The organism is Streptomyces sp. NPDC006510 (assembly GCF_040611955.1).
Classification (GTDB): Bacteria; Actinomycetota; Actinomycetes; order Streptomycetales; family Streptomycetaceae; genus Streptomyces.
The window spans coordinates 49,148-75,679 of record NZ_JBEXPH010000007.1 but is presented as its reverse complement, the minus strand read 5'-3'; the positions used below and the strand labels follow the sequence as shown (position 1 = coordinate 75,679).

Here is a 26,532-nt window from a genome sequence, read left to right as displayed (position 1 = left end):
CCAATCAAGTTCAGTATCATGCTCCACTCACTTGGTTCTGGGGACGAATTGCTCGGATAAATTCAGCATTCTGCTGGCGCGCCCAGGTCGGCGACGAAAAGGTTTCGCATGGCGGCATCCGTCCCAGGATGGGCCAGTTTCCTGTTGATGGCTGCGATTTGATTGAGTAGGAACCCCTGGGCGTTGTGAGCTTCGTCGACATGATCCCAGGGGACACCGCTCGCCTTCCGCTTAACTACCTCTCCCTTCAACTCCCGTGCCGCCCCAATGAGGTCCTTCATCGTCAAGCGCTCGGCGCAATTGTCGATCTTGGCGGAGAATGGCGAGGTGGGGATCTTGTTCGCGAGCTTGATTGCGTCGATTATGTTGTCGAGCTGCTTGGCCGCGTCGCCCGCGAGCGGAAGGCTGAGACAGAAACCGTCAAGTGTAGGCAGAGCGCAAAGAAAGAACCAACCTAGACCTGCGAAGGCCAGTTCCAGGATGACGGCAAGGATCCAGACGACAATTCCGAACCAGCCGTCGCGAGCGACTTGACGCCAGTCGGCCTTACATCCAGTGATGCCTCTATCTCGGAAGTAGCTCAGATATACGTGATCTAGCGTCCCACATTTGGCTCTGTCTACGTTCACCGAAGCCTCATTTGATCACGGGGACACTTGGGTCTATCCCCTTATCCCCCTCGGTTAGTTCGTCGCAGCAGATTCGATATGCGTAGAGCCCCTTCCTCTCCGGGATTCACGCCAACCAAAAGTATGGCCCCTCCAAAATATTGGAGAGGCCATACTGTGCCTTACGGATTCCCGGTTACCGGAGATTCTCTATGGTGTCGTATTCGAGCGTGAATAGATCTCTTCTGATTTCGGGAATTCTACCGCCGGTGACAGGCGCAGTTCCCCGGAATCCTCGTAACAATAGAGACCGAATTCGCCCGGCCCAGAGAACCCGCACTGCCCGGCCGCGAAGTTGACGGAAACCCACTTGTCGCCCCCTGCAGGCACGGTGTCCATGCCCCAGGAGAACTCGCACACATCCTTGGTGTCGGTTTTCTCCATCAGTTCGCTCAGCTGAAGCTGCGCCCCTGCGGAGATGGTTCCCTTCCCGCCCTTCTTGAAGTTGATCCAGTCTCCTCCGGGGTTGCTCCAGGAGCCGACGACCTCACCTTCCTTCGGGACGGGATACCCTTCCTCCTTTTCGCAGGCGGACACGCCGGTGACGAGGACGGTGGAGACGACGGCGGCGAAGAGTGCCCGTCGGCTTCGCCTAGTACGGCACATAGACTTCCTCGATCCAGTTGATCCTCACAGTGATGTCCTTCTGACCGTCGGGCCAGATCCGTTTGACGCCGTCAGAGCCTGCCTTCGCGATCGGGTTAGAGCTTCCGTTCTTGTACCCGTCGTCCGTCGGGTTGCGAAGAGCCGAGGCTACCGTCATGCGGTTGGACACCGATACCCGCACCTGGCCGACCCGTGCTCCGTGATCCCACTCCGAATCTGTCTTGGCCGGCTGGCAGGACACCCCGAGCAGTTCGTAGGAGAGGTTGTAGGAACCGAGCGCCATGCTCGCGGGGCTGCCGCCGTAGATTCCCTCGGTGAAAAACCCGGTGAAGTCCGTGAGCACCTCCCAGAGCTTCTCGCCGGTGGTCCGCTTCACGTGAGACTTGTCGAACCTCCCCTTTTGCGTGTAAACACCGTCTTTGATCAGGCCCCGAATCTTGCTGAGAAACGATCTGAAGTGGGTCTCCGTGCGAAGCTGCCTGACGAATTCGCCGTCCGGGGGAAGCGTGACCTCGGGCGGCCCGCCCATCGCCCAGAGCGTGACCAGTTCCTGGGCATTGAGGTCCAGGACCTTCTCCTTCCCCTCCTTGCGTTCCGGCTTGGGGTTTGGCCCCTTCTTGAAGGTGATCTTGGCCGTCGTGCTGTTCTGAGTCTGGGTGACTACCGCGGTGAAGGTGCCGCTTGAGCCCCCAGATGTGCCCTTGCTGGTGTAGGTCTGGGTGTAGCTCCAGTCCCAGCCCCCGTTGTCGTTGAGCGTCCAGGTTTCGGTGCCACCGCCGCAGGAGCTTGATGCGCCGCCACACGCTCCGTCTGGGCGGAGGCCGGTGGGGTCGGCCAGGGTGACGGGGGTGTTGTTGGCGTAGGCGTAGCCGTTGAGGGACTCATGGTCGTCGGGGGCAAGGACCGGGTCGACGGAGAGGAAACGTCCAGTGGCCGGGTCGTATTCGCGGGCGCCGACGTGGGTGAGTCCGGTGTCGGCGTCGGCGGGCTTGCCGAGGAATCCCTTGTCATCGGGCCAGGCCGACGGTGCGGTGCCACGGCTTTCGCCGAAGGGCTTGGTGTAGCGGCGGGTGACGGCCTGGGTGGTGGCGTCCACTGTCATCGAAGCGGTGCCGTGGTGGTCGTCGACCATCCAGGACAGGCTGGTCTCGGTGCGGACGGCGGTGGCATCACCGGCCGGGTAGTAACGCTGGGCGGTGAACTTCTTGGCGGCCGTGTCGTAGTGGAGTTCCTGACCTCCCAGATAGAGGACGGTCTTGACGGGGCCGCGGCGTATCAGGAGTTCGCCGTTGGCGTCGTAGAGGTAGTCGGTGCTCTTGGCGCCTTCGGTGAGTCGGGTGAGTTCTCCTTCGATGTCCCAGGTGAGACTCTGCGCGGTGCCAGTGGGGCCGTAGCGCTTTGTGGTGTTGCCCTGCTCGTCGTAGGTGTAGGTCTTGGCGGTGCCGCCGTTGACGGTGACGGAGGTCAGGGTGTGGGGCTGTCCGGTGCCGGAGGCGTTGACAGCGGGGTAGCCGTAGCCGGTATTGGTGTCGCCGGTGGCTTTGTGCTCGGTCTGGGTGTCGCGCAGGCCGCCGGGCTTGTAGGTCCAGCTGGTCCAGTACGGGGCCGGCCCGCCGAGGGCGGACGCCGCGCGGGCGGTGGTGCAGTCGTTGGAGGACGGCGTCCACGCTTCGGTCAGACGGCGGTAGCCGTCATAGGCGAAGCACTGGGTGTCCTTGCCGTTGGCGTTGTCGGTGATCGACTTGACGTTGCCAGAGGCGTCGTAGACGTAGTTGGCGTCGCTGGTGTAGCCGGTGTTGGTCTGGTCGACGGTGTGGGTGTTGGCCAGGCGGCGGGTGCCGTCCTCGTAGCGGTTGAGGATCTGGAGCTGCTTGGCATCGGTGGAGGTGCCCAGGCGGGTCTCCTCGATCTCGCCGTACGGGGAGTAGCCGATGTTCTGGACGTAGTCGGTCATGCCGTCGGTGCCGGTGAGCATGCCGAGGGCGTTGTAGCTGTTGGTCACGGTCTCGGCGGGAAGACCGGCTACCGCGGGGAGCGAGGTGGACTGGACGGTGCCGTCGATGTTGTAGGTGGTGGAGGTGGTGAACGTCTGTGGCGCGCCAGCAGTGTCCACCAGGGGGTCGGTGGCGGCGATGACGGTTTTGGTGCCCTTGGGGCGGCCGAGCGCGTCGTAGCCGGTTGCGACCTGGGAGTAGATCTTGCCGGTGGTGCCTCCGACGTAGCGGATCGACGCTGTCGGCTTGCCCTTGGCCAGGGAGTCGTAGGTGAACTTGGTCAGCTGGTGGGCGTTGTCCTTCACCCCGTCCCAGGTGCCGATCTTGCGGCCGAGCTCGTCGTAGTCGGTGATCAGGGTGCGGGGGACCTGGTTCAGGGTCGTGGTGGTGGTCACCGGCTGGTCGGCTTCGTTGTAGGTGGTGTAGACGGTGCCCTTGTCGGGGTCGGTGGAGGTGGTCTTGCGGCCGCGCAGGTCGTAGTCGTAGGACCAGACGGCGTTGTCCGGACCCGTCATCTTCGTCAGCCGGCTGGACGCGTCGTGCTCGAAGAGCGTGCGGGTGTAGTCGGTGCCGGTCGGGGCCGGGCCGCCGTACTCACGGCGCTCGATGAGCCGGCCGCGGGCGTCGGTGATATGCAGGGTGCCGGTGCCGCCCGCGGCGGCGGTGACGGCGGTGCGGTCGCCCTGGTACTCGGTCTTGGTGCGCCACTTCTCCTGGTCGTAGACCCGGAAGATCGATTCGGTGGCGCGGCCGGCGGCGTCGAAGACCGTCTCGGTGGAGGCCGGGGTGGAGCCGGGGTAGGTGTTGGCCAGGGTGCCTGAGGGGGCGTTGTTGTCGTGGATCTGGCTGTTGGAGATGTATGCCAGGCCGCGGTCGTCGTAGAGGGTTTCGGAAATCACCCGGCCGCCGTTGGGCGCGGGGACCTGCTTCTGGCGGGACCGCAGCAGGCTGTCGAGGATCTCGTAGGAGTTGTTGTAGGTCTTTCCGTCGGCCTTGAGGGCGTCGGTGCGGACCCAAGTCTCCTTGTCGTTGTTGATGCTGTAGGCGTAGACGATGCTGGCTGCGTCACCGAGCGCGTGGGAACGGTCCGGCTTCCAGACCGACCGCAGGCGGCCAAGCGCGTCGAAGGACCACTCGGTGACATTGAGGTTGGCGTCGGTGGTCTTGGTGGCCGTGCCCCAGGCCGGGTCCACCTCGGTGGTGGAGGTGTAGAGCTTGGGGTCGATGTCGGTCTTGGACGTCAGCGGGCCGTAACCGGTGTCATCGGGGACGTAGGTGGTTCTGACCGTGCGGTTGAGGGCGTTGGTCGCAGTGAGCGGGCGGCCCAGCTTGTCGTAGGTGGAGCCGGAGACCTGCTGGTAGACGGGCTTCTTGTCGACCGCACCGTAACTGGCCACGCGGTATGAGGCCGTGATCTCGCCCTTGGTGGGCGCCACACCGGCCGCCTGGTTGTCGTAGGCCGTGGTGACGTCGGAGATGACGTCCCCGGGGATCGCTGGAGTCTGCTCGCAGGAGGCGGAGTACACCTCGACGCGGCTGACAGCGGCCACCAGCCAGGCCGTCGTGTTGCGGGCGTAGTTGGTCCGCGTGCAAACCTCGTCGCCGGTCCTGGCGGTGTCGCCACTGTCCTCCACGGTCATCGGCATGCCGTACGTGGTGTCGTACGTGGTCTTCTGCTTGACCGTGCGGGTGCCGGTGGAGGTCTTGGTGCGGGTTGTGGTCTCGTCGGCCTGGACGATCCAGGAGTCGGTGGTGCCCCAGCTGTAGGCATGGCTGCCGGTCTTGTGGGACCAGGGGTTGTTGATGGTGCCGCTGACTTCTTCGGTGCCGTTGTAGGCGATGGTCTCGCGGACGAAGCCGGCGTACTGGCGGGAGTCGTCGATAGCGGTGCCGGTGGAGTCGGTGACCTTTTCCATGCGTGCGGTGCCGTCGAGTTTCTTCTCGCCGTTCAGGCCGCGCATGTAGAGCGTTACCTTCTTGCTGCGCGGGCCCTCGGAGTCGCCGGAGGTTTCCACGACCTTGCCATAGCCGCGCCACTGCGACCAGGTGCGGTTGGAGGCCTTCGTCAGGCCCTCGTCGTCGGCGTAGGCCCAGCCGGCGCCGCCCTGGTAGTCGTAGTACTTCTCGCCGGTGTCGCCGTGGCCGTATGGGTCGTCCTGGAAGACGGAGGTGACCACGTACTTGTGGAACCAGTCGGTGACCGGGGTTGCCCCGGACTGGGACCACTTGACCGGGAAGCAGCGGCGGATGTTCTTGTCGATGTCCGCTGGCATGCTCGAGCCCCAGATGCAGTCAGGGTCGGAGTAGTTGGCGGTGAGGGTGGAGCCGGTCTCGGACTTGATTTTGCGCACGCGCCATTTGATGTAGCGCAGGGTGTCCGGGCCGCTGCCCTCGACGTGGTTGGGCAGTTGCATGCCGTCGAAGGTGACCGGCGGCATGGCGGCTGCGGTGGTGTTGGCCTTGCCGGTGTTCTGGATGGACTTCAGCCACAGACTCGCCGAGGAGGCGTCGCCCGTGTCGGGAAAGTTTTGGTCCAGGTGCCAGGTGTCCACGTCCCGGCGGGTGGTGCCGGTGCCGGTCCACACGGAGGTGGTGATGTCGGTGAGGCGCTTGCGGGTGAAGAAGGCCGGGCCGATCTGGGTGGTGCACTTGGTGCCCGACGCGCAGATCATGTCAAATGGCACGTCGGGCCAGTTGGCCTTGGTGTCCGCCGTCAGGCTGGAGCAGCCACCCGAGGTGACGCAGCGTTCGGCGTAGGTGAAGCTGACCTGCTGGGCGGCGGGCTTGGAGTAGATCAGGTCGCTGCGCAGGCCGTAGTCGATGCGGTCGAGGTAGCCGCCTCGGGTGTAGCCGGTGCCGTTGACAGTGGTGTCGGCGTTCTTGGAGTAGTAGTTCGTCTCCTTGCTGTACCAGTAGGTGGAGGCGTTGTCGTGGGTGTCCACGACGTAGTCCAGGTTCCAGCGCCATGCCTGGTTGCAGGAGGAGTCGGCGAAGCCGGTGGACTTGTAGCAGGGCTCTCCGGAGTCGTCGCCGAAGACCGGGACGGTCCACACGGAGTTGGTGACGGGGTCGTCGTCGGTAGTGGCGGTGGTGCCCTTGTCGCTCCAGCCGGGCATCCGGTGCTTACCGAAGAAGTACTGGGTGCCGGACGCGTCCGTGACCTTCCAGTACTCGGTGTTGTCGTCGCCGTTACCGGTGGCGCCAGTCAGGTGCTCGACGCGGGTGCCGTCCTCGTTCTTCGCCTTCCAGGTGCCGCCGGACGCCTGGGACAGGGCTGCGGTGTCGCAGGACGCCTTGTCGGCGCAGGGGTTGACCAGTTCGACGGCCTTGCCGTTGAGGACCAGGGTGGCGTTGGCGTACTTCCAGCACAGGTCGCCCTTGCCAGCCTGGCCGTCGTCCTTGCAGGAGCCGTACTTGCGCTCAATGTAGGACTCGGTGATCGAGAAGCCCTCGCCGACCACCGAGGTCTGATTGTTCTCCCCGGCCGTGCGGCCGTCCACCGAGGCCGAGTTGTAAGAGATGGACAGGTTCGGGGACGGGCCGGCCGTCGCCGGGGGAACCCGCAGCGGGTAGTTCCAGGTGAAGTCACCCGTACTGCCACCGGCCTCCCAGGTCGCTGTCGGGGACAGCGGGGTGGAGGCGTAGTCGCCTCCGCCGCCCGAACTGTCTGCCGCCGCCGCCAGCAGCACCGGGGCGCCGACTGCGAGGGTGCGGGCGGAGACAGTGCCCGTCAGGGTCTGGGACTCTGCGTCGTTGTCCGCGTTTGCGACTGGGGTCTGGGTGCGGCAGGACTTCCTCTCCGGGGTGGTGAGCGCACACGCCGGGAGCTTCACCAGGCGTAGACGGGGGCCGTAGTTGCCGCCGTAGACGTCGTTGAAGGTGGAGTAGTCCAGGGAGATCCGGAGATTGTCGGTGTCGCGGGCGGGGTCTCCGGATGCGGTTTCCGCCGGGTCGATGGTGAGCAGGACGCCGTTGACGCCCGCCTTCTTCGCGGCCGACTGGGAGTGGACGCTGAGCGCCACCTCGTCGGCCGGACCGGTGGCCTTCGCCTTCGTCTTGCTCTTCGCCAGTTTGGGTGCCGGGGCTGCGGGTTCCTGGGCCAGCTCCACGTCGAGCCCGCCGACGGTGACAGGGGCCTTGCCGGTCGCCTCGACCTCGGCGGTGGCTTTCCCGGCCTTCGGCCATGCGGTTTTCTTCAGCCGTTCACGGGTCTTGTCCGAGGCGGAGGCGGCCTTGTTCTTCGGGGCCTTGGACGCGCCGGGCTTGAACCTGCCTACCTTGTCGATCTTCGCCTTAGGCCGGTCCTCCAACTGCTTTCGGGCTGTCGCGGTCTGGGCCTGGGCGGCGAAGTCGTACCCCGAGGGGATCACAACTTGCGGAAGGACAGAGAGGGAGACGACGAGGGCTCCGCGGCCGAGCCAGCGGCGTATGACGGCCCCTGGCAAGCGCTTACGGAAGGGGGGCGAGGACACAGTTACTCTCCGTGTTCAATGGTGGGCGGGAAACGCTCCGGCAATGGCATCGGCGCCGCGAGCGCTGCCTTTGGCGCGCGCCCGTCAAGACGCGCGTGCTACGGGAGCTTGGAGAAGTGCGAGACGGCCCGGGCGCCGGTATCAGCAGCACCCGGGCCTGAACTGGTCGAAGATCGCGCAGTAGCGCGAGCACTCCGACCGTCCCCGCTTCTACCGCTGCTCGATGTTGTGCCGGTTGGCGATGGTGTCGGTGGAGGTGGCTCCGGCCCAGACGCGGACGCTGTCGATCTTTCCGGGGAAGTAGCGCGCGGCGGCGCCGTTGATCTTCGCCCGGCCGATCTCGAACGTTCCGGCGCCCTGCCAGGCAGTGGAGTACGGCACGCCGTCCTCGTCGCCCATCAGGGCGCTGTCGACGTACAGCCTGAGCGCGCCGAGTTTGGAGGTGTCCTCGGGGTCGGCTGCGGTCTGGGCGTCGTAGACGACTGTCAGCATGACGGGCACTCCCAGCTGAGCGGTGGTGAATGCGGTGGATTCGCTCTCGGTCCAGGCGGCTCCGGTGCCGTCCTTGTCGGGGCGGCCGAACGTCCACCGTCCCTGGGTGCTTCCGGCCGGCTGCTCGTACCAGACACCCCAAGAGGACTGGCTCGTCCCCGACTGGCCGAACACCTGCACCGCGTAGGACTTGGTGGTGTCGGCGAGCTTGGCCGGGTCCAGCGTGACCCAGGCGGTCGCGGTGAACGAACCGGAGTCGTCGAGGAGCGGGCCGGCGGCGGTGGCATAGGCGCTGGTGCCGTTCAGCGTCATCGACTGCGTGGTCGTGACCTCTTCGCCGATATCCGGGTCTCCGGTGGTGAACTGGGTGAGCGCGGCCCCGTTGAGTGTCAAGTTCCGGCCGAAGCCGCTGGTGTCCTTCACCGTGGTGCCGGCGGCGTTGGCCATGTCGGTGGCGTCCCACTTGGCGACGAGCGCCGGGACCGGGTCACCGGCGGTGCCGTCGCTGATGTCCTCGTCCTCCAGCCAGGCGTCATGGGCGACCTCGGTGTCCGCCAGCGTGCGAGACCACACCTTGACCTCGTCGATGGTGCCGGCGAAATTCTCCTTGCCGGTCGCCGAGGCCCACAGGCGGCCGACCTGCAGTCCGCCGGACGCCTTCCACGGGGTCACCGTGAACGGCACCGGCTCGCCCTGCGGGACGCCGTTGACGTAGAGCTGGATCGTCTGCGACGCCGCGTTGTAGACGCCGGCAAGATGGGTCCAGGCATTCAGAACCGGCGGTTTCGCTCCGATCGAGCGAGTGATCTCCGGACTTGAGACGTCTGTCTGGTGCCGGTTGAAGATCCAGGCGTTGGCGGCCGTGGAGTAGTACAGCTGGAACCCGGAGGCGTTCGTTCCCGCCTGGGACAGAACGGTGTAGTTGACGTCCTTCTTCTCCAGGCGCGCCCAGGCCGAGACGGTGAAGGACTTGGTGGTGTCGAGCACCGCGCCGGGGGTGGAGAGGTAGGCGCTTGTGCCGTTGAGCTTCGCCGCGCCGGAGCCGCTGCGGGCCAGGGTGTCCCAGGTGGCCCCCGAGGAGGTCAACGGGTGCTGGGTGGCGGTGGTGGCGTCGGTGAGGGCGTTGTCCAGGTGCCAGATCCCCGCAGGCTTCTCGGCGCCCTTCACCAGGAAGCTGTAATAGCCGGTGAGCGAGCTGTGTCCGGCCGCGTCGAAGCCCCAGACCTGGATGGTGTTCTCACCAGCCTGGTTCGGTGTGATCGTCTGGGTGGTGGCGGCGCCCTTGGCGACGGTGATCGGGGCGGAGACTACGCCGCTGTTCAGCTTCCACTTGTAGCTGACGACGTCCGACTGGATGCCGGGCGTGGTGGGGTTGGTGTCCGCGGGAGTGAAGGTGAACTTGCCGGACGTGCCTACCCCGCCGGCGGCCGGATCGGTCTCGGCCGGCTTGTAGACGCCGTCCGCGCTGGTCACCACCGGAGGTGGCGGCGAATCGGTGTCGACCCGGAAGTAGCACCAGGACGACCAGGACGAATCCAGGACACCGGTGGCTCCCCGGTCCGTCTTGTAGTACGCCTGCGTCTTGACCCGCATCCGGTAGTCCGTCTGTGCCGGCAGCGCGCTGGAGGTCGCGTCGCGGGGGGCGTTGTCGGCAACCCAGGCGCCGTCCGGCGAGGCCGCGTACCAGGCACGGCTGGAGCCGTCGGCCTTCCACACCTCGAACAGGGCGCGCACCTGAGCGTTGGCGCCGTCCGCCGACTGCACCGTGGCCAGCATCTTCGGCGTGGTGTCGCTGGTGGCGAAGGGCAGCGTGGAGGCGTTGCAGGCCCGCCCGGTGGTGCCCTGCTGGACGCCGTACGAGGTCGGCTTGTCCGGGTAGGAGACGTAGGTCACCGACAGCTTCGCGTCGTTGCGGAACCGCGCCCAGGCGGCGGCGTCGGACTCGTCGTGTGCGGTCAGCGAGAAGGTGATCTGCGCCGACTTGTTGGCGGCGTGGGACGCGAGGGTCGTCGTCAGATTCTCGTTCGTCTCCTCGCCCACGTTGTCGCTGAAGCGCACCCAGTTCGCCGGCTGCGACGGGTCGCACAGGCTGCCCCGGCCGTAGGCCACGTTCCGGTCGCCCATCAGGTCGTCCGCGGCGGGGCGGGTCGACCAGGTGGTGCTGGAGGAAATGCCCTTGTTGACGTGGCTCAGGTCGTACCAGTGCGGATCACAGGTGAACGTCCACAGCTGATATACCTCCAGCGTCGCGTCCAGGATCTTCTTGCCGTGGATCGACGAGAGCGGGTACTCGAAGTACATGCGCTGGGTGTACGGGCTGCTAGAGCAGAGGTAGAGGGCGTAATTGGAGCAGCGCCCCACGCCCTTGTCCCCGTCGAACTCCCAGTACTTGGTGCCGTTGGAAGCCAGGGCCGTCCAGTCGCCCAGCGCGATGCCCTTGGTCGGCGGATCGATGTAGAGCGGGAAGACGGTGTCCTCGCCGCGGAGCAGGGCCGGATCAGGGGTGATCTCCAGAGTGGTGCCGACGACCTTGAGCGGGAGCTCGGCCGCCGCGTCACCGCTGCCGGGGCCCTCCGAAGGCCCAGGCTCACCCCCGGCGGCAGGCAATGGGCCTGCCTCCTTCGCCTGCGATTCGCCCTTGGGCTCTGCTGAAACGGTGCGGTCGAGTTGCGTGGTGATGCCCGCTGCCGGGGTGTCACCGGCCGAGTCCCACATCCGCCCTGCCGGGCTCTCGAAGACCGGGGAGCCATCGCCGTCGCGGGCGACGAAACCGCCATCGGCTGTCGGGGCGATGTCCAGACCAGTGCCGGAGACGCTCATTCTGATCGTCTCGAGCGCCGGATTCTTTGCAGCCTCCGCGGTCTTGACCACGAGCACCGAGGTGTAGCCGGAGCTCAGCGCAGTCAGTTTCAGATCGACGTCCGGGAGGACTCCGGCATACGTGACGGCGTCGCCGTCGAGTTGGGGCTCCGGGAGCGCAGTGGGCCAGCCGAGCCGCAGCTCGTGTCCCTTGTCCTTCAGCGTGACCAGTCCATCCCCGCTGCCGCCGCCGGAGAAAGTGAGACCAGCTGTCGTGTTCTTCGCCCGCACAGAGCCGTTGGTCTCGCGAACGAGGGTGGTGTCGATGGGTGCCCAGGTACCGTCGTCCCTCCGGGCACGGACCGGAGCCGCGTTCATTTCCTGCGTGAAGGTGCCGTCCGGGTTGGCGAAGACCTGGGTCGATTCGGTAGTCGCCCCATCCACAGCCACTCGCTGACCGGTCTCCCCCGCGAGAACACTGGCCTTCGACTCAAGAGTCCCGTCGACCGCTGTCGGGGCCACTCCGTCATGGGCTGTTGCCGGAGTCGCTCCGACCCCGACCACCGGAATCGCACTCCCCAGAAGTGCGACGGCTACGGCCCAACTTCGCACCGCCTGACGCCAGCTGTGCCCCCGTCCCTGAGTAAACACGCCCCACCCATCCCCTTAGCCTCGGGCTTTCATAAGGCCAGCTGTCCGACAGGTGGTCAGAAAAGCAGAAAGGGCCTCTGACCAGCGAGAATGAGGATTGTCTAGGTCCCTGTTCCCGCCCCGGTCGGAGGCACTTTCCAGGTGAGTAAGCGTAGCGGGTCGTACCCGCGTGTCCGCGTCGAGGGCGGTGGTCGCGGGGTGGTTTCGCAGTCCGGCGCCGTGCTGCTGGTCGAGACCGCCCGCAAGAGTGGGCTCGAGGTGGCGATGTCGACGGCTCTGGGGCCGTGGCGCAAGGCGCGCGCGGTCCATGACCCGGGCAAGATCCTGCTGGACGTCGCGCTTGCGGTGGCCCTGGGCGGGGACTGCCTGTCCGATGTCGCGATGCTGCGGGCCGAGCCCGCCGTGTTCGGACCGGTGGCCTCCGACCCGACGGTCTCCCGTCTGGTCGACACCCTCGCCTCGGCCGGACCCCGTGCACTGGCGGCGATCCGCCGGGCACGAGCCGACGTCCGCTGTCGGGTCTGGAAGTTGGCCGGCGAGGCGGCCCCGGACGCGGGCGGCGAGGTGATCGTGGACATCGACGGAGTGCTGGTCCTCGCGCACTCCGAGAAGGAGCACGCCGCCAAGACCTGGAAGAAGACGTTCGGCCACCACCCGCTGTTCGCGTTCGTCGACCACGGCCCCGGCGGCTCCGGAGAACCGGTCGCCGGCCTGCTGCGGCCGGGCAACGCGGGCAGCAATACCGCCGCCGACCACATCGAGGCCGCCCGCGTGGCCCTGGCCCAGCTGCCGAAGAAGTACCGGCGCGGACGCCGCACCCTGATCCGCACCGACTCCGCCGGCGGCACCCACGACTTCCTCAACTGGCTGACCGCACGCGGACGATGGCTGTCCTACTCGGTCGGGATGACCATCACCGATGCCATCCACGCCGCCGTGCTGAAGATCCCGGCCCCGGCCTGGACCCCGGCCGTCGAACCCGGCGGCGAGATCCGCGAGGGCGCCTGGGTTGCCGAGCTCGCTGGCGACGTCCTCAGTGGCTGGCCGACGGGGATGCGGCTGATCGTCCGCAAGGAACGACCGCACCCTGGCGCCCAGTTGCGCTTCACCGACGCCGACGGCATGCGGCTGACCTGCTTCACCACCAACACCAAGCACACGCCGATCGCCGCCCTGGAGCTGCGGCACCGCCAGCGGGCCCGCGCCGAGGACCGCGTCCGCGCCGCCCGCGACACCGGCCTGCGCAACCTGCCGCTCCACGACGCCGCCCAGAACCAGGTCTGGCTGGAGATCGTCCAGCTCGCGCTCGACCTGCTCGCCTGGATGCCCATGCTCGCGCTGACCGGGTCCGCTCGCCGGTGGGAACCCAAGCGCCTGCGGCTGCGGCTGTTCTCCGCCGCCGCCCAAGTCGTCACCACCGGCCGCCGCAGCTACCTCCGCCTGGCCCGCCACTGGCCCTGGACCGACGTGATCACCAGCGCGTTCACGCGCCTACACACCCTGCCGAACCCCGGCTGACCAGCGACATCGCCCCATCCCGACGAGCAGTCGACCACTTCCGGAGCCGTGGAATCCGGCGCCCACCCGACGCGACAGCCGGGCCCTCGCCACACCTATCGGCAGAAGACCCGACCCGCACAAGCAGAAACGGCCCGTCAGCCAAGCTGACGAGCCGTCATGCAAGACCGAGGTTAGTTTTTCTTTAAAAGAATCTGTGTGGATCATGTGTTGATCAAGCACGGTGGTCAACCATGTCGTGCATCACATTGATCTATTTCGGCCAGCAGGGACCGCGACGAACTGGACGAGACATCCCCGGGCTTGGTGCAGGCAGGGAAGGCAAGGCCGAGGCATCCGGGTGGAAATCGGAGCAGAACCGGACCGTCCGGCGGGAGTAACTCCTACGCGGCCAGGGACGCGCTGCACCAACTCCGTGCGACGGCCCTCTCGCTGCCCAACAAGTCGGTCTCAGTACTAGCCGGGAAGACCGACGGATTCATCCAGTATGGCGAATACGCCTGCGGGATCTCACAGTTCGAGGCCAAGCGGTTCGATAGGGCCCGGCTGATGCTGACGGAGTTCGCCGCCACGTACAAGAGGGGCAGACGCAGGGCGCGGGCCCGAGCTCGGGCCCGCCATCGCGACACATCGCTGGTGGAGATGGAGCTGAGGCCTTCGGGTGATCGAGTTGAAGATCCCAGAGATCTACTGGGGCGTCGAGAAGGCCGTGAGCCTGCTGGGTGAGCACTTCACCCGACGACGCTCATGCGGCGACCTGTTCTATTCCGGCGCGTCCTTCGAGCGCCTGGGCGGGGGCGGGGACGCCGAGCACGTCGAGGACCGCTTCGACAGCAACGACCTGGTGGCCATCACCACGCTCAGTGTCTTCCTGGAGCCGCATGGGGCGATCAACTTGCTGACCGACTCCGACGGGCACTGGGCGCGCCTGCTGTCGCTCATCTCTCGTGACGCACGTTTGGAGGACCCCCGAAGTGATGCACTCATAGCGGAGGGCGGACCGGCGTGGGAATTCTGGGAACGCCTGGCTGGCACCAAGCAGTACCCCCGGCAAGCTCGACGGTAGCGGCCCGGTTGTAGCAGGCAAACTGCTGGCACGCAAGCGTCCCCACCTCATCCCCATCTACGACATCCGCATCAAGCAGCTCTTTGAGCGACCGAAGACAGACCACTCCTTCTGGGCAGCGCTGCCTGCAGCTCTGCGGGCGGACAATGGTGCCTTCTACGATCAGTTGGCCCGTCTCCGCAACAAGGCGGGGATCGGTGAGGACATCGGCGTCCTGCGTGTGTTCGACGTCATCGCCTGGATGCATCAAGGACGGCAGGGGCAGGTCCCGACGAGCTGAGCTCTCGGGTGGAGTGCGGCGGGGAGGCGTAGGCGGAGGCCACCGAGCTGGCAGTCTGATCGGCTGCCCCCAAATTTGATGTGCTGCCGATGACTCATCATGTGGAGAGGGCGGTGTTCGTAAGCCGTCGTTCCTGGTTCAAAGTCCCAGAAAAGTCCCAGGGACTCCGTCACGCCCCTCCTCGCCTTGCATTTGTGCAGGTCAGGAGGGGTGTGACGGTGTTTCTTCTGCAGGCTTTCAGATATCCCGGAAGATCTCGATCTGCGCGCCCACGGAGTTGAGGCGCTCCGCGAGCTCCTCGTAACCGCGGTTGATCACATACACGTTGCGCAGTACGGACGTGCCCTCGGCCGCCATCATGGCGAGCAGCACCACCACGGCGGGACGCAGCGCGGGCGGGCACATCATCTCGGCGGCGCGCCACCGGGTCGGTCCCTCGACCAGTACCCGGTGCGGGTCCAGGAGTTGGAGTCTGCCGCCGAGGCGGTTCAGGTCGGTGAGGTAGATGGCCCGGTTGTCGTAGACCCAGTCGTGTATGAGGGTCTGGCCCTGGGCCGAGGCGGCTATCGCCGCGAAGAAGGGCACATTGTCGATGTTGAGCCCGGGGAACGGCATGGGGTGGATCTTGTCGATCGGCGCCTCCAGTTTGGAGGGCCGGACGGTGAGGTCGACCAGGCGGGTACGGCCGTTGTCGGCGGCGTACTCCGTCGTACGGTCGCAGTCGACGCCCATCTCCTCAAGCACCGCGAGCTCGATCTCCAGGAACTCGATCGGTACCCGGCGGATCGTCAGTTCGGACTCCGTCACCACGGCGGCGGCCAGGAGGCTCATCGCCTCGACCGGGTCCTCGGACGGGGAGTAGTCGACGTCCACGTCGATGTGCGGAACTCCGTGCACGGTCAGCGTGGTCGTGCCGATGCCTTCCACGGATATGCCCAGCGCCTCCAGGAAGAAGCAGAGGTCCTGGACCATGTAGTTGGACGACGCGTTGCGGATGACGGTGGTGCCGTCGTGGCGGGCGGCGGCCAGCAGCGCGTTCTCGGTCACGGTGTCGCCGCGCTCGGTCAGCACGATGGGGCGGCCGGGGGTGACCGAGTGGTCGACCTGGGCGTGGTAGATCCCCTCGGTCGCGGCGATCTCCAGACCGAAGCGGCGCAGCGCGATCATGTGCGGCTCGATGGTTCGCGTACCGAGGTCGCAGCCGCCCGCGTACGGGAGCTTGAACCGGTCCATGCGGTGCAGCAGCGGACCGAGGAACATGATGATGGAACGGGTCCGGCGGGCGGCGTCCGCGTCGATGGCGTCCATGTCGAGCCGGGTCGGCGGGACGATCTCCAGATCGGTTCCCTCGTTGATCCACCGGGTCCGCACGCCTATGGAGTTCAGCACCTCCAGGAGGCGGTAGACCTCTTCGATCCGAGCCACCCGGCGCAGTACCGTACGGCCCTTGTTGAGCAGCGAGGCGCAGAGCAGTGCCACGCACGCGTTCTTGCTCGTCTTGACGTCGATGGAGCCCGAGAGTCGGCGACCGCCGACCACCCGCAGGTGCATGGGCCCGGCGTAGCCGAGCGACACGATCTCGCTGTCGAGTGCCTCACCGATGCGCGCGATCATCTCAAGACTGATGTTTTGGTTGCCGCGCTCGATGCGATTCACGGCGCTCTGGCTGGTGGCGAGCGCCTCGGCGAGCTGACTCTGTGTCCAGCCCCGATGCTGACGGGCGTCACGGATGAGCTTGCCGATGCGTACGAGGTAATCGTCTGACATGGCGAAAGGTTATCTCAGATATGAGATGAGACCTGTGCCGGGGTGTGGTGTTCGGGTGACGCCCGGGCGTGTCGGCACGTCAGTTGCGGGCCGGACCCGCAAGAAATGCGTGGGTCCGGTGTGCACCGTGCGTTCCATGGTCCACCCGGTTCGCCGCGACCGCGCGCGGTGTGCGTCCGTACGGGGAGCGACCGCGATGCCCCCTCGTCTGCCACCACGAAGTCGCCGGCGTCCACATCCGCACCGCCGCACCGCGCGGGGCCGTTGTGCGGTCCGACGGCCTTCTTGGCTCCCGGGACGGGGGTGAGGGCCCTGGCGAAGACGGGGAATCCCGTCTCGCGCACCTCGGCGAGGTCGCGGATGACCCTGTCGGTCACGAATGCCGCTGTTCCCCGGCGTTGGGCGACGGCACAGACGTTGCCGCCGCACTCCGTCCCGCGGGGCGCAGAAGCCGGGGCGGTCGCGGAGGGGCCCCGCCCCGGCCGGCGGTCTAGGCGTTGACCGGATGGTTCGGCTCGCGCCACATGGCCCACAGCGTCGGCCCGCCTCCCGGCAGTTGCAGCTCATTGCGCACGATGAAGCCGAAGTGCTCGTAGAAGGGCAGGTTGGACGCCTTGGAGGACTCCAGATAGGCGGGCAGGCCCGCCGCATCGGCCTTGGCCAGCCCCGAACGCAGCAGGGCGGCTCCCTGTCCGGTGCCCTGGGCGGCGGGGTCGGCGCCGATCAATGCCAGGTACCAGTGCGGTTCCTCGGGCGTGTGCTTGGCGGCCGTCTCGACGGTGTCCTTGAACAGCCCGGCCCGGTCGCCGAGGATGTTCAGCAGCTCCTGGATGGTCTCCGTGTCGGGGACGGCCTTGGCCTGCGCCTCCGGCGGCACCCAGAAGGCCGCCGCGGACTCGGTGCGCTCGCACACGCTGCTGTGGACGTACTGCCGGGTGAAGATCGTGGTGAAGTAGCTGGTCAGTGACGCCTGGCGCGAGGCGTCGTCCGGGAAGAACGAGCGCATCATCGGGTCGTCGTCGAAGGCGCGGGCCAGGGAACGACTGATTTGTGCGGCATCATCGATTGCTGCCGTTTTCGGCGTGTTTGTTATCGGCATACGGGCATTCTGCATCCGGTGATCTTGAAGGGTCGGGCGGGGTGGTGATTCGGCAGACGCGCCCCGGCCATGAGCTGCGCCGCTCGGCATTCCTGATGGCTTGTCTCGGTTGTCCCGTTTCACCGAGGGGGTGGCTCGATCGAATGAGGGTGGTCACAGGCGGCGCCCCCGCATGACCGCCCGGCGGTGATGTACTAGAGTTATCTCGACATCGAGATATATGCCGAAGGCGCACCGCAGTCCGCCACCCGGTAAGGGTTACCTAACTAAGCCTTACCTTAGCGGATGGTCGAGGGGCCGTAGGCGGCACCACGCGGCGCCCGGCCTGATGAGGCGCGGCGCGGAGTACGCGCACATTGATGAAGGAGACTGTCGTGTCGGCGAACAGCTTCGACGCCCGCAGCACGCTGCGCGTGGGCGACGAGTCGTACGAGATCTTCAAGCTGGACAAGGTCGAGGGCTCCGCGCGCCTCCCCTACAGCCTGAAGGTGCTGCTGGAGAACCTGCTCCGCACCGAGGACGGCGCGAACATCACCGCCGACCACATCCGGGCGCTCGGCGGCTGGGACTCCCAGGCGCAGCCCAGCCAGGAGATCCAGTTCACGCCGGCCCGCGTGATCATGCAGGACTTCACCGGTGTGCCGTGTGTCGTGGACCTCGCCACCATGCGTGAGGCTGTCAAGGAGCTGGGCGGCGACCCGGCCAAGATCAACCCCCTCGCCCCGGCCGAGCTGGTCATCGACCACTCCGTCATCGCCGACAAGTTCGGTACGAAGGAAGCCTTCGGCCAGAACGTCGAGCTGGAGTACGGCCGCAACAAGGAGCGCTACCAGTTCCTGCGCTGGGGCCAGACCGCCTTCGACGAGTTCAAGGTCGTCCCCCCGGGCACCGGCATTGTTCACCAGGTCAACATCGAGCACCTGGCCCGTACGGTCATGGTCCGGGGTGGCCAGGCGTACCCCGACACCCTCGTCGGCACCGACTCGCACACCACCATGGTCAACGGCCTCGGTGTGCTGGGCTGGGGCGTCGGCGGCATCGAGGCCGAGGCCGCGATGCTCGGCCAGCCGGTCTCCATGCTCATCCCGCGCGTCGTCGGCTTCAAGCTGACCGGCGAGCTCCCGGCCGGCACCACCGCCACCGACCTGGTGCTGACCATCACCGAGATGCTCCGCAAGCACGGTGTCGTCGGCAAGTTCGTCGAGTTCTACGGTGAGGGCGTCGCCGCCACCTCGCTCGCCAACCGCGCCACCATCGGCAACATGTCGCCGGAGTTCGGCTCCACCGCCGCGATCTTCCCGATCGACGACGAGACGCTGAAGTACCTGCGCCTGACCGGCCGCGACGAGCAGCAGGTCGCGCTCGTCGAGGCGTACGCCAAGGAGCAGGGCCTCTGGCTGGACCCGGCCGCCGAGCCGGACTTCTCCGAGAAGCTGGAGCTGGACCTGTCGACGGTCGTTCCGTCGATCGCCGGTCCGAAGCGCCCGCAGGACCGCATCGTCCTCGCCGACGCCAAGGCGCAGTTCGCCCAGGACGTGCGCAACTACGTCTCCGAGGACGAGGAGTCGGGCAAGGAGTCCTTCCCGGCCTCCGACTCCCCGGCCTCCTCCAACGGTGTCCCGTCGCGTCCGACCACGGTCACGGCCCCCGACGGCACGACGTACGAGATCGACCACGGCGCCGTCACCGTCGCCGCGATCACCTCCTGCACCAACACCTCGAACCCGTACGTCATGGTCGCCGCGGCGCTCGTGGCGAAGAAGGCGGTCGAGAAGGGCCTGACCCGCAAGCCGTGGGTCAAGACCACCCTCGCCCCGGGCTCGAAGGTCGTCACCGACTACTTCGACAAGGCGGGCCTCACCCCGTACCTCGACAAGGTCGGCTTCAACCTCGTCGGCTACGGCTGCACCACCTGCATCGGCAACTCCGGCCCGCTGCCGGAGGAGGTCTCCAAGGCGGTCAACGAGCACGACCTGGCCGTGACCTCGGTGCTCTCCGGCAACCGTAACTTCGAGGGCCGGATCAACCCCGACGTCAAGATGAACTACCTGGCGTCCCCGCCGCTGGTCGTCGCGTACGCCATCGCCGGTTCGATGAAGGTCGACATCACCAAGGACGCCCTGGGCATCGACCAGGACGGCAAGCCGGTCCACCTCGCGGACATCTGGCCGTCGGAGGCCGAGGTGAACGACGTCGTCGCCAACTCCATCGGCGAGGACATGTTCAACAAGTCCTACCAGGACGTCTTCGCGGGCGACGCCCAGTGGCAGGCTCTGTCGATCCCGACCGGCAACACCTTCGAGTGGGACCCGCAGTCCACCTACGTGCGCAAGCCCCCGTACTTCGAGGGCATGACGATGGAGACGACCCCGGTCGCCGACATCACCGGCGCCCGGGTGCTGGCCAAGCTCGGCGACTCGGTCACCACCGACCACATCTCCCCGGCCGGTGCGATCAAGGCCGACACCCCGGCCGGCAAGTACCTCACGGAGCACGGCGTCGAGCGTCGTGACTTCAACTCCTACGGCTCGCGCCGAGGCAACCACGAGGTCATGATCCGCGGCACCTTCGCCAACATCCGCCTGCGCAACCAGATCGCCCCGGGCACCGAGGGTGGCTTCACCCGCGACTTCACCCAGGCCGACGCGCCGGTGTCGTTCATCTACGACGCCTCGCAGAACTACCAGGCCGCCGGCACCCCGCTGGTCATCCTGGCGGGCAAGGAGTACGGCTCCGGCTCGTCCCGCGACTGGGCCGCCAAGGGCACCGCGCTCCTCGGTGTCAAGGCCGTCATCGCCGAGTCCTACGAGCGCATCCACCGCTCGAACCTCATCGGCATGGGCGTCCTCCCGCTCCAGTTCCCGGAGGGTGCGACCGCCGAGTCCCTCGGCCTGACCGGCGAGGAGACCTTCTCCTTCACCGGCGTCGAGGAGCTCAACAACGGCACCACGCCGCGCACGGTCAAGGTCACCACCGACACCGGTGTGGAGTTCGACGCGGTCGTCCGCATCGACACCCCCGGTGAGGCGGACTACTACCGCAACGGCGGCATCATGCAGTACGTGCTCCGCAGCCTGATCCGCAAGTAGCCGGTCCGGCAGGGCAGTGGGCCGCACCTCTTCGCAGGACGAAGGGGTGCGGCCCTTTCCCGTACCGGCTCACCGTTGCACGGTCAGCGCTTGAGCGCCTTGGGCGAGGTGTAGCCGACGACGTACTTCGACACCGCCGACTGCTTGGTGTTCTTGTAGTTGAGCTTCTCGCTGGAGTTGCCCTCGACGGAGAAGTACGCCTTGTACTTGGTGCTGTACGCGGTGAGGACGCCGACGTGGTCGATGACACCGTCCCTGTTCCAGTCGTAGCTGACGACATCGCCCTTCTTCGGTATGTACGGGTTCTTCTTCTTGGCCACGTCGGCGCGGGTGTGCCAGGTGTGGTTGGTGCGCCCGTAGTTGCGGAAGGAAGCGGCGGACGCGTTGATCCCCGTCACCTTCGCGCCGCCCCAGTACCAGGTGTACTTCGCGAAGTCGGAGCACCAGGCGCGGGACTTCCACTTCACGGGCGTCCAGGTCTTGGTGCCCTTGACGTACATGTAGCCCTTGCTCGTGCCGCAGGTGGCGCGGTTGGTGCCGGTGCGCGGGGCCTTCGTGCCGTCGAAGCGGCGGTTGCGCGGGTCGGTCCAGAAGCCGGTGTAGAAGTTGCAGTTGTTCTTGGCGTTGACTCCGTTGGCCGCGCCCTCGAACTTGCGCTTCTTCACCTCGGCGTTCTTGCTGGTGTACTGACCGAGTGCCTGGGCGGCGATCTTGTTGCCGACCGTGCTGGCCGTGCTGGCCGTGCCGGCCGTGTCGGCCGTGTCGGTCTGGACGGCGGTCGCGGGGTACGTCGTGACCCCCAGGGTGAGCACGGTGCCGAGGCCGGCCGTCGCCAGGGCATGGCGAATTCGCATGTCTGCTCCTTGAGATCGGGCTGTTGTCCTGCTTCTCGGCAAGTGGGTCCTCGGCTGCCGGCTTCGCTGTCTTCTCCGGGAGCCCGTCCCCGAACCTGTCCGACGGGATGGACATCACCGTGCTCGGGCGACCCTGTCCCAACCTTGGAAAGAGCTTGAAACAGCTGCTCGGAGCCATTGGCTTCGGTCTAGGATCGCGCTCGGGGGGTGGGTGGCGTGGCCTTGGAATTCCGCGTGCTCGGAGGGGTCGAGGCCCGCGTCGACGGCCAGCGGCTGGACCTGGGGCCCGCACGGCAGCAACGTGTGCTGGCCGTGCTGCTGCTCGAAGCCGGCCAAGTGGTCACGGCGGACGAACTCGTGGACCGGGTCTGGGGCGAGCACGCCCCGCAACGCGCCCGGCCGACGCTGTACAGCTACCTCTCCAGGCTGCGCCAGGCGTTACGCACCGCGGCGCAGGACGCGCGGATCGCGCGGCGGTCGGGAGGATACGTACTGACCGTCGCCGCCACGGCTGCCGACCTGCACCGCTTCCGGGCCCTCTCCGCCAGGGCCAGGACCAGCGCGCACGCGGGGGACGAGCCGGCGGCGGCGCGCCTCTTCCAGGAGGCCCTCGCGAACTGGCAGGGCGAGCTGTGTCCCGGCATGGACACCCCGTGGTTCAACTCCCGGCGCGAGGCGGCGCAGGTCGAACGCCTCGCGGCCGTACTGGACTGGAGCGACCTCCAGCTGCGCCGCGGGTTCCACACCGAGCTGGTGACCGTGCTGTCCTCGCTCGCCGAGGACAACCCGCTGGACGAACGGCTCGCCGGGCAGCTGATGCTCGCCCTCTACCGCGGCGGACGCCCCGCCGACGCACTCAACCACTACCAGGAACTACGCAGTCGTCTCGTCGAGGAGCTGGGCATCGACCCGGCGCCGCCGCTGCGGAGCCTGCACCAGCAGATCCTGATCTCCGATCCGCGGCTCGCCCCACCGGCGCGCGACACCACGCCCGACCCGGTGCACCCCGCCACGACACACCCCAGACAACTGCCCGCTCCGCCGCCCCTGCTGGCCGGCCGGGACAGCGAACTGGTCTGCCTGGACAAACTGTTGGCGCCACAGGACGAACCGCACGGCGGGACTGTGCCGATCGCCGTGATCTGCGGCACCGGCGGCGTCGGCAAGACCTCGCTGGCACTGCGCTGGGCCCATGGCTGGCAGGAGCGCTGCCCCGACGGTCAGCTCTTCGCCGATCTGCAGGGCTTCACCCCCTCCGGTGAACCCGCCGACCCGTACGCGGTCATGCGCGGCTTCCTGGAAGCCCTCGGCGCCGACCCCGGGAGCCTTCCCGCCGCCCCTCAGTCCCAGGCCGCGCTGTACCGGAGCCTCACGGCAGGCCGGCGCCTGCTCATCGTGCTCGACAACGCCCGTGACACCGACCAGGTGGTGCCCCTGTTACCGGGCAGCCCCACCTGTACGGTCCTGATCACGAGCCGTCACCGGCTGCCCGGCCTCGCCGCCTCGCACGGCGCCGTCCAGCTCACCCTGGAGACGCTCGACCGCGCCGAGGCGCGAGACCTGCTCGTCCGCCGACTCGGCTCCCACCGGATCGCCGCGGAACCCGGGGCGGCGACCGAACTGCTCCACCACTGCGCCGGGCTGCCCATCGCCATCAGCGTCCTCGCCGCTCGCCTCACCACGGACCCGATGCTCACCCTGATCGCCCTGGCGGCCGAACTCCGGGAGGCGGCGACCCCGCTGGACGCCCTGGAGACGGGCGAGGCGAACGGCGACATCCGGATCGTCTTCGCCTCCTCGTATTTCGCACTCGACACCGATTCCGCCCGGGTCTTCCGGCAGTTGGCCCAGGCACCCGGGGCGGACATCGGCCTGCCCGCCGCCGCCAGCCTCACCGGCCTGTCGCCGCCCCGCCTCCGTACCCGGCTGCACCGCCTCCAGGCCCACCACCTCGTCCAGGAGCGCGTCCCCGGCCGCTTCACCTGTCACGACCTGCTGCGCGCGTACGCCCTGGAGATGACGGAGACCGTTGCCCCCGCCGGAGAGGCGGAAGCGGCACTCACCCGCGTACTCGACCACTACGCGCACACCGCGTACGCGGCCGACCGGCTCCTGCTGCCCCACCGCGACCCGCTCGCCCCGGCATCGCCGGCGGACGGCACGCGCCTTGAGGAATTCGCCGATGCCGACCGGGCCATGGCGTGGTTCGCGAGCGAGCACACCGTGCTGACAGCGGCCGTCAACCACGCGGTACGCGCCGGACACGACGCCCAGGCATGGCGGATGGCCTGGGCGATCACCACCTTCCTCGCCCGACGCGCGTGGTGGCCCGACGTCACCGCCGTGCACAGCACGGCGCTCGCCGCCGCGGTCCGCCTCGGGGATCCGACCGCCCAGGCGGAGTCCCGCCGCGCGCTCGCCTGGGCCCGCACGGAGACCGGGCGCTTCGCCGAAGCCCACCGGGAACTCGCCCACGCGCTGGCTCTCGCGGCGACGAACGGCGATCTCCTCTCCGCCGCCCACACCCACCTGGCCCTGGGCTGGCTGTACGAGCGCGAGGGCGACAATTCCGCCGCTCTGCGGCACGACCGGAGCGCCGTCGAGTACTTCACCTCGGCCGGAAACCTCCCGGGACGGGCCCGCGCCCTGAACGCGGTGGCCTGGGACCACACCCAGCTCGGGGACCACGAAGCATCGGTACGCCGCTGCCAGGAGGCGCTGGTGATCCAGCGGGAGCTTGGCGACGAACGAGGCCGGGCCGGCACCTGGGACACCCTCGGCTACGCCTACCACCGGCTCGGCGAACACGCGAAGGCCATCGACTGCTACCAGCACAGCCTGGACCTCAACCGCGCGCTGGGGCACCGCTACAACGAGGCCGAGACGCTGGTCCATCTGAGCCAGGCCCACCTCGCGACGGAGGCCGTCGAGCCGGCCAGGGACGCCCTGAGCGAGGCCCTCGCCATCTACCTCGACATCCACGCGCTCAGCCCCGAGGTGAACGAGGTCCGCGCGCTTCTGCGTGACCTGGGCGGCGCTCCGGAAACGAGTTGACCGGTGAGGGCCCGGACCGGTCGTATGAACCCGGCAGACAACCGTCGCCACCCCGACCCCCGAAGGGCGCCCATGCGGCCGGGCAAGATGCATGCCGACGAACCGGACTTCACCGAATCCCTCGTACACCGGCTGATCGCCTCGCAGTTCCCGGATTGGGCCGGACTGCCCGTCGAACAGGTCGTCCCCGTGGGCACGTCCAACGCCATGTACCGGCTCGGCGAGGACCTGGTGGTGCGACTGCCCCGCACGGCGGGGACGGCCGGTGAGGTGGCGATGGAGCAGCGCTGGCTGCCCCGGCTCGCCCCCTGGCTGCCCGCCGCGATCCCCGTACCGCTGGGCAGGGGTGTGCCCGCGGAGGGCTATCCATGGCACTGGTCGGTCTTCCGGTGGCTCGACGGCGCGAACCCGGTGGTCGGACAGCTGGCCGAACCCGGCCTGTTCGCAACGGACCTGGCGGACTTCGTCACCGCGCTGCACCGGATCGACCCCGCCGACGCACCGCCCTCCTTCCGCAGCGAGCCCCTGGCGGCCCGCGACGCCTCGACGCGCGCCGCACTCGCGGCGCTGCACGAGGCAGTGGACACCGGCGCGGCGCTCGCCGTGTGGGAGGCGGCGCTGCGGGCCTCCGCAACGACCGGCCCGGCCGTCTGGATCCACGCGGATCTGCAACCCGGCAACCTGCTGCTCGCGAACGGACGGCTCAGCGCCGTCATCGACTTCGGCTGCATGGGGCTGGGCGATGCCGCAGTCGACCTCATCGCGGCGTGGTACCTGCTGCCGGCGCACGCGCGCGGAGCCTTCCGTACCGCCGCGAACGCCGATGACGCGGCCTGGGCGCGGGGCCGGGGCTGGGCGCTGTCGACCGCGCTCGGCGAACTGCGCTACTACCGGGACTCGAATCCGGCCATGGCGACGATCGCCCGGCACGTCATCCGCGAAGTCCTCGCCGACGACGGATCCGCGTGGTGAGTGCGGCCCTTCGCGTCGGGCGCGGCGGCCGAGGTTGTTCTTCTACCGCTTGACGCTCTGCACGAAGGCCGCCCAGACCGGTGCGCGGAAGGGCAGCACCGGGCTGTTGGTCAGTTTGGTGTCGCGTACGGGGACGAAGCCGGGGACGTTGTCGGCGGCCTCGACGCAGCTTCCACCGTCTCCGTTGCTGTAGGACGAAGTTCGCCAAGCGGCACGGCTGAGGTCGGGCGTGCTTTTCATCGGTCGTAGTCCTTCGCCGCCGAGGTGATCAGTGCCAGGGACGCCTCCGGCGACAGCGCGACGGCCCTGGCCAGATCGTATGCCGATCGATAGTGCGCCACCAGAGCCGCATCTTCGATGAGTTGACCCGTGTAGGCGCCCTCCGTGTACACGACGGGCGGGGCGTCGACGAACTGCATCAGTGAGGACATGGTGTTCAGGAAAGGACGGAAGCCGGCGGAGAAGGGAAGATCGCATGCGGATGAGCCCGGGCCGTCTCGACGAGGTGGGCGAGCTGATCCCTCACGGCGCGGAGGCCGCCGATCGGCACGCGCAGTGCGGCCTCGTGAATGATCGCCCAGAAGTCCGGCCCGTTCTCGCAGCTGAAGAGTTGAGCGCGCTCCATGCGAGCGCTGACCGTCCGTTCCACCTCTTCGTCGGATGCCCGCCGCATCGTTCCTCTGGTCAACGCCGTGGCGCAGGCCCGCGTCTGGAGTACCCCCGGGATCAGCATCGGTGCGTACTCCTCGATGGACCTGGCCCGCTTCTCCAGTTCCGCCGCATCCGCGAAGTACCCCGCCACCTTCGACTTCCGCGCCAGACGGCACAGCCGCTGAAGGTGCTTGCCGCTCCCCAGGAGTTCGTCGAAGATGCGGGACATGTCGTCCTGCGGACGACGCTCCGCCATCTCGAACAGCCCGATGTACGTACCCGAGCAGAACGCCCTGTCACCCAGATCGCTCTGGGACATCCCGGCGGCCTCACGCAAGCGGCGCAACTCGGAACCGTAGAAGGAACGGGCGTCGGCGTACGGGTCGAGATCCTTGGGCTGCGGCATACGCCGCAATGTAGCGGCGCGCGGACGCATCGCTGCGGGAAACCTGGAATGCGCCACCCGTAGGCGTCCACCGCTGCCCCGACACCGAGGGTGA

General features: G+C 67.6%; 16 protein-coding genes and 1 pseudogene. 6 read left to right on the top strand and 11 right to left on the bottom strand.

The window, feature by feature from the left end; genetic code table 11:
- Nucleotides 1–62 precede the first annotated feature (62 nt).
- The 4 genes from ABZY11_RS04255 to ABZY11_RS04240 all read right to left on the bottom strand — a co-directional run bounded on the left by ABZY11_RS04255 (nt 63) and on the right by ABZY11_RS04240 (nt 11,481).
- Nucleotides 63–629: a polymorphic toxin type 28 domain-containing protein gene (locus ABZY11_RS04255; RefSeq protein ID WP_356477644.1), complete on the bottom strand. Its 567-nt coding sequence runs from the start codon at nt 627–629 to the stop codon at nt 63–65.
- Between the two features lie 189 nt (nt 630–818).
- A complete protein-coding gene (locus ABZY11_RS04250; protein ID WP_356477643.1) occupies nt 819–1,205 on the bottom strand; it encodes a hypothetical protein in 387 nt (128 codons plus the stop codon).
- Between the two features lie 55 nt (nt 1,206–1,260).
- Nucleotides 1,261–7,698 carry an RHS repeat-associated core domain-containing protein gene (locus tag ABZY11_RS04245; RefSeq protein WP_356477666.1) on the bottom strand — a complete coding sequence of 2,146 codons (6,438 nt, stop codon included), beginning with the start codon at nt 7,696–7,698 and terminating at the stop codon, nt 1,261–1,263.
- A gap of 252 nt (nt 7,699–7,950) precedes the next feature.
- Complete coding sequence (locus ABZY11_RS04240) at nt 7,951–11,481, bottom strand: LamG domain-containing protein (RefSeq protein WP_356477665.1); 3,531 nt, start codon at nt 11,479–11,481, stop codon at nt 7,951–7,953.
- A gap of 342 nt (nt 11,482–11,823) precedes the next feature.
- On the opposite strand from ABZY11_RS04240, the gene ABZY11_RS04235 reads away from it, so the two are divergent.
- From ABZY11_RS04235 to ABZY11_RS04225, 3 genes are all read left to right on the top strand, one after another.
- A complete protein-coding gene (locus ABZY11_RS04235; protein ID WP_356477642.1) occupies nt 11,824–13,200 on the top strand; it encodes an IS1380 family transposase in 1,377 nt (458 codons plus the stop codon).
- Nucleotides 13,201–13,861: 661 nt separating this feature from the next.
- Nucleotides 13,862–14,266 (top strand): DUF6308 family protein, encoded by a 405-nt coding sequence (locus tag ABZY11_RS04230; protein ID WP_356477641.1) that lies wholly within the window; start codon nt 13,862–13,864, stop codon nt 14,264–14,266.
- A complete protein-coding gene (locus ABZY11_RS04225; RefSeq protein ID WP_356477664.1) occupies nt 14,229–14,546 on the top strand; it encodes a DUF6308 family protein in 318 nt (105 codons plus the stop codon). Before ABZY11_RS04230 ends, ABZY11_RS04225 begins: the two co-directional genes overlap by 38 nt.
- 237 nt (nt 14,547–14,783) lie before the next feature.
- Here ABZY11_RS04225 and ABZY11_RS04220 read toward each other — a convergent pair whose 3' ends face one another.
- The 3 genes and pseudogenes from ABZY11_RS04220 to ABZY11_RS04210 form a co-directional block, all read right to left on the bottom strand.
- Nucleotides 14,784–16,313 carry a UDP-N-acetylglucosamine 1-carboxyvinyltransferase gene (locus ABZY11_RS04220; protein ID WP_356477640.1) on the bottom strand — a complete coding sequence of 510 codons (1,530 nt, stop codon included), beginning with the start codon at nt 16,311–16,313 and terminating at the stop codon, nt 14,784–14,786.
- 203 nt (nt 16,314–16,516) lie between these two features.
- Nucleotides 16,517–16,738, bottom strand: a pseudogene (locus ABZY11_RS04215) (RraA family protein); the annotation flags it as partial.
- 65 nt (nt 16,739–16,803) lie between these two features.
- Nucleotides 16,804–17,412 carry a GNAT family N-acetyltransferase gene (locus ABZY11_RS04210; RefSeq protein ID WP_356477639.1) on the bottom strand — a complete coding sequence of 203 codons (609 nt, stop codon included), beginning with the start codon at nt 17,410–17,412 and terminating at the stop codon, nt 16,804–16,806.
- A 374-nt stretch (nt 17,413–17,786) separates the two neighbouring features.
- Here ABZY11_RS04210 and acnA point away from each other — a divergent pair, with 374 nt between their 5' ends.
- A complete protein-coding gene (gene acnA / locus ABZY11_RS04205) occupies nt 17,787–20,501 on the top strand; it encodes an aconitate hydratase AcnA (protein WP_356477638.1) in 2,715 nt (904 codons plus the stop codon).
- Between the two features lie 83 nt (nt 20,502–20,584).
- Here the strand turns inward: acnA and ABZY11_RS04200 are convergent, their stop codons facing one another.
- A complete protein-coding gene (locus ABZY11_RS04200) occupies nt 20,585–21,355 on the bottom strand; it encodes an amidase domain-containing protein (protein WP_356477637.1) in 771 nt (256 codons plus the stop codon).
- A 216-nt stretch (nt 21,356–21,571) separates the two neighbouring features.
- Between ABZY11_RS04200 and ABZY11_RS04195 the strand changes: the two genes are divergently transcribed.
- Complete coding sequence (locus ABZY11_RS04195; protein ID WP_356477636.1) at nt 21,572–24,409, top strand: BTAD domain-containing putative transcriptional regulator; 2,838 nt, start codon at nt 21,572–21,574, stop codon at nt 24,407–24,409.
- Between the two features lie 72 nt (nt 24,410–24,481).
- The gene (locus tag ABZY11_RS04190; protein ID WP_356477663.1) at nt 24,482–25,381 is read left to right on the top strand and encodes an aminoglycoside phosphotransferase family protein; all 900 of its coding nucleotides are present in this window, start codon (nt 24,482–24,484) and stop codon (nt 25,379–25,381) included.
- A 42-nt stretch (nt 25,382–25,423) separates the two neighbouring features.
- On the opposite strand, the gene ABZY11_RS04185 is transcribed toward ABZY11_RS04190, so the two are convergent.
- From ABZY11_RS04185 to ABZY11_RS04175, 3 genes are read right to left on the bottom strand one after another with little or no spacing between them, the layout of a single operon-like run.
- The gene (locus ABZY11_RS04185; RefSeq protein WP_356477635.1) at nt 25,424–25,621 is read right to left on the bottom strand and encodes a DUF397 domain-containing protein; all 198 of its coding nucleotides are present in this window, start codon (nt 25,619–25,621) and stop codon (nt 25,424–25,426) included.
- Nucleotides 25,618–25,812, bottom strand: a complete 195-nt coding sequence (locus tag ABZY11_RS04180; RefSeq protein ID WP_356477634.1) for a Scr1 family TA system antitoxin-like transcriptional regulator — start codon at nt 25,810–25,812, stop codon at nt 25,618–25,620. Before ABZY11_RS04180 ends, ABZY11_RS04185 begins: the two co-directional genes overlap by 4 nt.
- Before the next feature lie 5 nt (nt 25,813–25,817).
- Nucleotides 25,818–26,438, bottom strand: a complete 621-nt coding sequence (locus ABZY11_RS04175; protein ID WP_356477633.1) for a helix-turn-helix transcriptional regulator — start codon at nt 26,436–26,438, stop codon at nt 25,818–25,820.
- Nucleotides 26,439–26,532: the final 94 nt, after the last annotated feature.

What these genes read in the sequence shown, in the direction of transcription:
- ABZY11_RS04220 (WP_356477640.1), bottom strand. Translation starts at nt 16,313, where the DNA reads ATGTCAGACGATTACCTCGTACGCATCGGCAAGCTCATCCGTGACGCC.
- ABZY11_RS04210 (WP_356477639.1), bottom strand. Translation starts at nt 17,412, where the DNA reads ATGCCGATAACAAACACGCCGAAAACGGCAGCAATCGATGATGCCGCA.
- ABZY11_RS04200 (WP_356477637.1), bottom strand. Translation starts at nt 21,355, where the DNA reads ATGCGAATTCGCCATGCCCTGGCGACGGCCGGCCTCGGCACCGTGCTC.
- ABZY11_RS04190 (WP_356477663.1), top strand. Translation starts at nt 24,482, where the DNA reads ATGCGGCCGGGCAAGATGCATGCCGACGAACCGGACTTCACCGAATCC.
- ABZY11_RS04185 (WP_356477635.1), bottom strand. Translation starts at nt 25,621, where the DNA reads ATGAAAAGCACGCCCGACCTCAGCCGTGCCGCTTGGCGAACTTCGTCC.
- ABZY11_RS04180 (WP_356477634.1), bottom strand. Translation starts at nt 25,812, where the DNA reads ATGTCCTCACTGATGCAGTTCGTCGACGCCCCGCCCGTCGTGTACACG.
- ABZY11_RS04175 (WP_356477633.1), bottom strand. Translation starts at nt 26,438, where the DNA reads ATGCCGCAGCCCAAGGATCTCGACCCGTACGCCGACGCCCGTTCCTTC.